A 6805-nucleotide genomic window follows, 5' to 3' on the forward strand; every position below is an offset into this window, starting at 1 on the left:
GCAGCCATGGATCCCGTCGGTCCCGTCGGGCGTACAGTGTCCATATGCACCGTGTCGTTGCACTGGCTCTGCCGGATGTAGTCGCTTTTGACCTGGCCATTCCGGCGCAGGTATTCGGCCACGTGGATGAGCGCCAGCTGTACTCGTTCGCGGTTTGCGCTGCTGAACCCGGTCTGGTTCAAACCACGACAGGCTACGCCATCCACGCAGCGGAAGGGCTCGAAGCACTTCGGTCAGCCGACACCATCGTTGTGCCCGGCTTCAGCCCGCTGACAGATCCTCCTCCCGAGGTCTCCAAGGCGCTTCGCGGCGCTGCGGCGAATGGAACCAGGTTGGTATCCGTCTGCACAGGGGCTTTCGCGCTGGCAGCTGCGGGGCTCTTGGACGGAAAGCGCGCTACAACGCATTGGAGAAACGCCGAACGTCTGCAAACCCTCCATCCGGAAATCTCTGTTGACGCCGGTGTGCTGTACATAGACGAGGGCGGTGTCACCACCAGCGCCGGCGTCGCGGCCGGAATCGACCTGTGCCTGCACCTTGTCAGAACAGACCACGGTACCGAGGCGGCCAACCGCATCGCCCGGCGAATGGTCGTCGCCCCTCACCGCGAGGGCGGACAGGCGCAGTTCATCGAACGCCCCGTCGCTCCACCTTTGGCCCATTTCGCCGAAACGTGTGGCTGGGCCATACAGCATCTGGCCGAGCCGCTGACCGTCGTCGGAATGGCGAGCCACGCTGGCTGGGGGCCAAGCAGCTTCGCGCGAAAATTCCTGACGGTGGCCGGAACGACTCCCCTGCGCTGGCTGACAAGCCAGCGCATTACCGAGGCTTGCCGTCTGCTCGAAACAACCAACCTGACCGTGGAGGCCATTGCCGCCCGGACCGGCTTGGGAACGTCGGCCAACTTCCGGCTGCACTTCACTCGCGAACTGAACACCACGCCTTCCAATTACCGCCGCCTGTACCAGGGTCGGAATCGGCCCGCTATGACGCCTCGATCGCCAGAAGGAGAAATCCACGCGCAGCCTCGATGACCATGGAATCAGTGAATGAGGCAATTCGAGAATCCCTGGGCTTGTCGTTCCCCGGGATAGTGCGGCGTCCTGAAAGCTTTCGGTGACCAACGGATGCGGGCGATGGAGTTACACGTAGGCAGCCGCGACCTTCGTCGTTTCTTGTCCGACATCTAGCGGGGCGGATTCGCTCGATCGGCGACTTGGGTTGTCCCACACGGACACAGGTACCCGCCTCCTTCACAGAATTCCAGGCGAGTGCCGGGCATCGGCTTTTCGGTACTCCTCCGCATGAATGCCGCTGACTCCCAAAACACTTTGCCCCCTGGCTCGGAGATGCCGCGAAGGCATCCGCTGCACTGGGCCTCGCCATCGACATGCACGACCGCCATCTTCGTTTGGCGGCTACGCCACTGCCTCGGCCAACGGAATCCATGTCCAGCTCGGTGAACCATTCCCCGGGGAGTGGTGATCGACGGGTTCCTGGTGGGTCACGCCGATGGCATGAGCGACGACGTCCGCCAGTCGCCCGTTTCGTTCGTAGGATTGCCGCTGCCGGTCGGCACCTGTTCCGTTGCCGAGGATCCTTTCCAGGGATTCCTCAACGTGGGCCGCGTCACCCGAGTCGTTCAGGGCATCCCGCACGTGGTCGTGGAGGGCTGAAATGACCTGTCGTGCGGTGTCCGGCCTGTGGGTTGCCGGGTGGAGCAGTTTGCCGCGGATGCCCCACCGGCTGGCCATCCAGACCCCTTGGCGCAGGACTATGGCCGGAACCCTGTCCGGTTCCATTCCGGCCGCCCATTCCCGGGCGGCGATCTCCACCAAGGCCCGCACCAGGGCCGCGATCAAAACTGTGTCCCTGGGATCAAGGCAAACATCGGACACCCTGATCTCGACGGTGGGGTGCCGGGCGGAGAGCCTGGCGTCAAAATCGGGGTTGACGACCACGCCGGTCGCCGACAGGTCCGCCACCAGAGCGTGGTAGGCCCACGCCGACCCGAAGACCTCCATCGGACCGGCGGAGGACCACCGGTTCCAGGCCTGCGTGCGGAAACTGGCGTAGCCGCTGTCCTGGCCGTTCCAGAACGGGGAATTCGAGCTCAACGCCATGAGCGAGGGCAGCCAGGACCTGATGCGATCCAGGACGGCCACACCTTCCTCGTCCGAGCCGACGGACACGTGGACATGAAATCCGCAGGTCAGCTGCTCGCGCGCCGTCAGGGCATACTTTTCCAGCAGGGCGTCATAGCGTTCATTCCGGGTGGGATGGGGCGATACCGCCAGCGGAGAGGTGGCCAGCGCGACGATCCGCGCACCCGCTTTTCGGGCGAGCGAGTCGGCGTAGGCGCGCCCCTCCAATATCTCCGTAGCGAGAGAGTCCAGGCTGCTGTGGGGGTGCGTGATGACCTCGAGTTGTTCCTGGTGCAGCTCTGCGGACAGCATCTGCCGGGAGGAAGATCCGGTCGCCCGCATGCTTGCGCCGTGGAGGTCCATCACCTCCGCGGACAGGGGCAGGGGGACCCCGTTGACGGGGTCCACGATCAGGAATTCTTCTTCAACACCAAAGGTACGCACCTGCTAAGTGTGGACCATTAAATCGACAGCGGATTCCACTCCTGGATGCCTGGACGACAAGCCCTCTCAGGACCGGTGCCTGGGCGATGAAATACTCCATGTCCAACACAAGTAGTCCCTCCACCAAAACTGAGCACCCGGTGGTAAAACAGGTAGCAGGAACCAAGAATCGGGTAGGACCGACCCGCCAATGGCCTTCTTCCGCATTTAGGCTCGACACGACCGATTTGACCACCTAAGGTGAGCACTATCGATTCGGCCACCGTGGCCGCATTTTCATTGTCCTTGGGGGGACCAATGCTTAATTCGTCGAATCACTCTGCCTTCACGCGCCGGCTGGCCGCCGCCATCGTCGTGCCCGGCATCCTTACCAGCATGCTGCTGTTCGCTCCACAGGCAACAGCGGCCCCAGGTTCCACCGGCGCGGCCTCAGGAATCTGTTCAGGGGTGGTGAACCAGTTGGCTCACCGCGGTAGCGTTCAAGAGAACCTGCTCAAGGCGGCTTCCAAGAAGAACGCCGACATCATCGCCCGGCTCCAGGGCGAGCGGACGGCGCTGCAGGCCAACGCCGACAACCTGAAGATCCAGATCGCCGACGCTGATTCAGCCATCTCGGCGCTGGACGCCGCGGGGCTGGAACTCGATGCCCAGCTCAAGGCTGCCAGTGAGAACCTCACCGCTCTTGAGGCCAAGCAAGAGAGCACCAACGACGCCGTTCTCGCCGCGCAAGGCGCGCTCGCGGAGTTGCAGGCACAAAAACAGACCACCGAAAACCAGCTGGCACCGCTGCAGGAAGCAGAAGCGCTGGCCACGGCGGAAGCCGCGCAGTTGCAGCGGAGCGCCGAGGATGTCAAGGCCCAAATCGTTGCGAAAAAAGCCCAGATCAGCGCCGCGGAGGTCGAACAAGCAGCACTCGAGGCCGCCGCAACCGCGGCAGCAGAAGCGCTTGAGGGGAAAAACGCCGAGATCGCCCAGGCGGAGCGCGAGCTGACGGAACTGTCCGACACGGCAGAAGCTGCCGCAGCCGACGTTGGCGGCGCGCAGAAGGCCGTCGGCGATGCCGAGAGCAAACTGCAGGACCTGGAGGCGGCGGGGACCGCCGCCCAGGCGGAAATCGACGCCCAGGTGGCCAAGATCGGCGACGCCAAATCGACGCTGGCCGACGTGCAACGACGTGCAGCCGACGCCGCGGCCGCCGTCGATGCCAGAAACGCCGCGATCTCCGCAGCCAAGGACGCACTGCCCGCGCTGGATACCACGGCGCAGGACGCCGCCGATGCACTCGCGGCCAAGAACACGGCAATAGCCACAGCGCAGGGGGAACTCGATACCTTGCGGTCCGCCGCCGCCGGCGCTGCCGCGGCCCTCACGGCCAACAACGACAAGCTCGCCACCGTGACGGCGGAGATTGATGCACTGCAGCAGCAGGTCACCGCGAAGAACGCCGAAATCACCACCAAGCAGGCCCAGCTTGCGACGGCACAGACGGAGCTCGAAGCGCTGGCCGCCGGCAAGACAAAGCTGGAAGCCGAGATCACGGATATCACCACGCAGATCTCGGCCATCAAGGGCAACAGCCCCGAGAAGACTCGCCTGCAGGCACTGCGGAAGGCCAAGCAGGACGAGCTGAAAGCAGTGGAGACCCAGATCAGTAGCAAGAACGCCACGATTGCCGGGTACCAGGGAGACCTGACGACGCTCCAGAACGCGGTCAACTCCCTCAATTCCCAACTCTCGTCCAAGCAGCAGGAGAGCAGCGCCCTGCAGCAGCAGGCGGCGCCGCTCCAGGCCTCCCTGACCGCCGCCAATAACGCCGTCTCGACGAAGCAAGCCGAGATCGCGGCCCTCAAGGACCAGGTCCCCGACCTCCAAGCGGCCGTCGCCGCAGCCAACGATGCCGTCACCACCAAGCAAGGCGAGCTCGAGGCGCTGCAGGGCGAGCTGCGCACGCTTGAGGACGCCGCGGCCGACGCCGCGGCTGCCGTCACAACGCAGCAGCAGGTCCTGGCGGACCTCGAAGCAGCACTGCCGACGCTGACCGAGGGCCTGGCTGCCAGCAAGGAGGCCATCGCCGCCCAAAAGCTTGTCCTCGACGGGCTTAACGGCGATCTGGCCGACGCGACTGCCGCCAGCGCTGCCGCGCAGTCCGCCGTCGACACGAAGGCCGCCGAGCTTCAGGACCTGCAGGGACAGTTGCCGGCCCTCGCGCAGGCAGTACCCGACGCCAATGCCGCGGTGGCTGCGAAGCAAGGCGAGATCGCGGCCCTCAATGGCGACATGGACAAGCTGGTGGCGAACCTCACCGGGCTCAACAGCCAGATCGCAACGAAGGAAGCCGAAATTCTCGACCTCCAGACGAGGGTGGCGCCGCTACTGGCGCAGCTGAACGGGCTCAACGGTGAAATCAGCGCCACCGAGAACCAGTTGAAAGACCTGCAGGCACAGTTGACCAGTCTCGACGTCCAGGTGACGAACGCCCAGGCGGAGCTCAGCACGCTTCAGGCCAAGAAGGGCGCAAACAAGGATGCCATTGCAGCGCAGAAGAAAATCGTCATCGGCCTGCAGGATCAGCTCGGCACGGTCCAGAACCAGATCCGGGCTGTCGACCGGCAGATAGCGCTCGGGGGCTGCGTCGCCTGATCGGACAACCGGCAGGTCCGCCCAGCTGGGCGGCGCCGCCGCGGGAACGGTGTGGATGGACGGGAAGGGATCGGCCGCAACGGCCGGTCCCTTCCTGCGTTACCGGCACGGCTCACTAGCACAGGTTTGGATGGCCCCGGCAGGACTGCTCTCCCGGGACCACACGTCCCGGGACGCCGGTGATCGACACACCGGTCGGCAAAGTGAGATCCACCAGAGCTGGATTATGGGCCACCGGCGGGGTTTCCCCGGCGAAGCCTTCTGGCCCGAGTACATCACCATCGTGGCGGTGGTGGGCACGAAGGCCAGACGCACATGTCCAAGGCCATCATCTTCTCCCTTGGTCATCGCCATGCTGCCCTACGTCGCCGCCACCCTGATGCCCACCGGCAGGCAGACTCACTGGGACATTGACCCGACCACAGGCGAGCTCGGGCCGCCGGCCACGCTTGAGCGCGGCCGCGGTGGCCAGCCTACGGTCCTCGCGGCCTTGAGCACGACAATAAACCAGGCCATGCGTCCCAAGAACTGGACGAGTCAACCTCGCCGAAGGGTGTTCGTTTGCTGCAACGTACCGTGGGTCCGGCGTGGCGGGGATTGCACGTGGTTCTTTAGGCCGGTGATGCGCCCAGGCGGGTGCCGACGTGGCGTGCGGCGCGCACGCAAGCGGCCCCCAAGTCACCAAGTTTCTCGGTGGAGACCCGATAATACGGCGCGGCGACCAGGGCACAGGCCACCACGGTGCCGCGGTGGTCGAAGATCGGGGCGGCAACACCGACCTCTTCGGAGGAGGATTCCCCGTGGTTGGCCGCGTAGCCGCGTTTCCGCACCGTGCGCAGGCGTTTGAGGTAGGCGGCGCGGGCGGCAGCGGTGTTCCTCGGCAGCACCACGGCACCGGATTCGAGCATGTCCACGACGCGTTTTTCCTCCTCGTGGGCCAAAAAGACCTGGACGGAGGCACTGAGCGCGGTGTTGTAGCGGCTGCCCATGGCCGAGGTGTGCTTGACCTGGTGGATGCTGGGGATCTGTTCCACCGAGATGGATTCGAGCCCGTCCCAGATGGTCAGCACCGCGGTTTCCCCGGTCTCCAACGCCAGTTCCTCCAGGAAGGGAAAGGACACCCGGCGCACGTCGAGGTTGGCCAAAAGCGGCCCCGAGACGGCGATCAGTCCCAGGCCCAGGGAGTACTTCCGCGTCTCGGCATCGCGTTGCACGATGCGTTCGAGTTCGAGGGTGGCCAGGATCCTGGAAATGCTCGACTTGTGCAGGCCCACCCGCGTGGCAATCTCGGTGACGCCGAGCACCGGTTGCTCCGCAGTGAAGCAGCGCAGCACATCGATGACATTGACAATGACCGAGGCGCCGCGTGGTTCGACGGTGGTCGGTTCGGCCGTTTGGGCAACCATGGCGTATTCCTCCGGTGGGTGGGGCGGGTCCGGCGTGGCGCCGGATGGGTGGGGGTGGGGGGGGGGGGGGGCGGGGCGCGCCCCCCCCCCCCCCCCCCGGGGGGGGGGGGGGGGGGGGGGGGGGGGCCGCCCCCCCCGTGGTGTTGGTTGCGGCCCCCCCCGGCCCCCCCG

General features: G+C 65.5%; 4 protein-coding genes. 2 read left to right on the plus strand and 2 right to left on the minus strand.

Annotated features, from left to right (window positions below; all coding sequences use genetic code 11):
• The first annotated feature begins 44 nt into the window (after positions 1-44).
• A complete protein-coding gene (locus J2T21_RS14355) occupies positions 45-1034 on the plus strand; it encodes a GlxA family transcriptional regulator (RefSeq protein ID WP_307582125.1) in 990 nt (329 codons plus the stop codon).
• Between the two features lie 384 nt (positions 1035-1418).
• Here the strand turns inward: J2T21_RS14355 and J2T21_RS14360 are convergent, their stop codons facing one another.
• Positions 1419-2588, minus strand: coding sequence for a glutamate--cysteine ligase (locus J2T21_RS14360; RefSeq protein WP_307582128.1), 1170 nt, complete (start codon positions 2586-2588; stop codon positions 1419-1421).
• Positions 2589-2828: 240 nt separating this feature from the next.
• Here J2T21_RS14360 and J2T21_RS14365 point away from each other — a divergent pair, with 240 nt between their 5' ends.
• Positions 2829-5228: a chromosome segregation ATPase gene (locus tag J2T21_RS14365; protein ID WP_307582130.1), complete on the plus strand. Its 2400-nt coding sequence runs from the start codon at positions 2829-2831 to the stop codon at positions 5226-5228.
• A gap of 611 nt (positions 5229-5839) precedes the next feature.
• Here the strand turns inward: J2T21_RS14365 and J2T21_RS14370 are convergent.
• The gene (locus tag J2T21_RS14370; RefSeq protein ID WP_307582131.1) at positions 5840-6634 is read right to left on the minus strand and encodes an IclR family transcriptional regulator; all 795 of its coding nucleotides are present in this window, start codon (positions 6632-6634) and stop codon (positions 5840-5842) included.
• Positions 6635-6805: the final 171 nt, after the last annotated feature.

The sequence above is a fragment of the Paeniglutamicibacter psychrophenolicus genome (assembly GCF_030812255.1).
GTDB classification, from domain to species: domain Bacteria; phylum Actinomycetota; class Actinomycetes; order Actinomycetales; family Micrococcaceae; genus Paeniglutamicibacter; species Paeniglutamicibacter psychrophenolicus_A.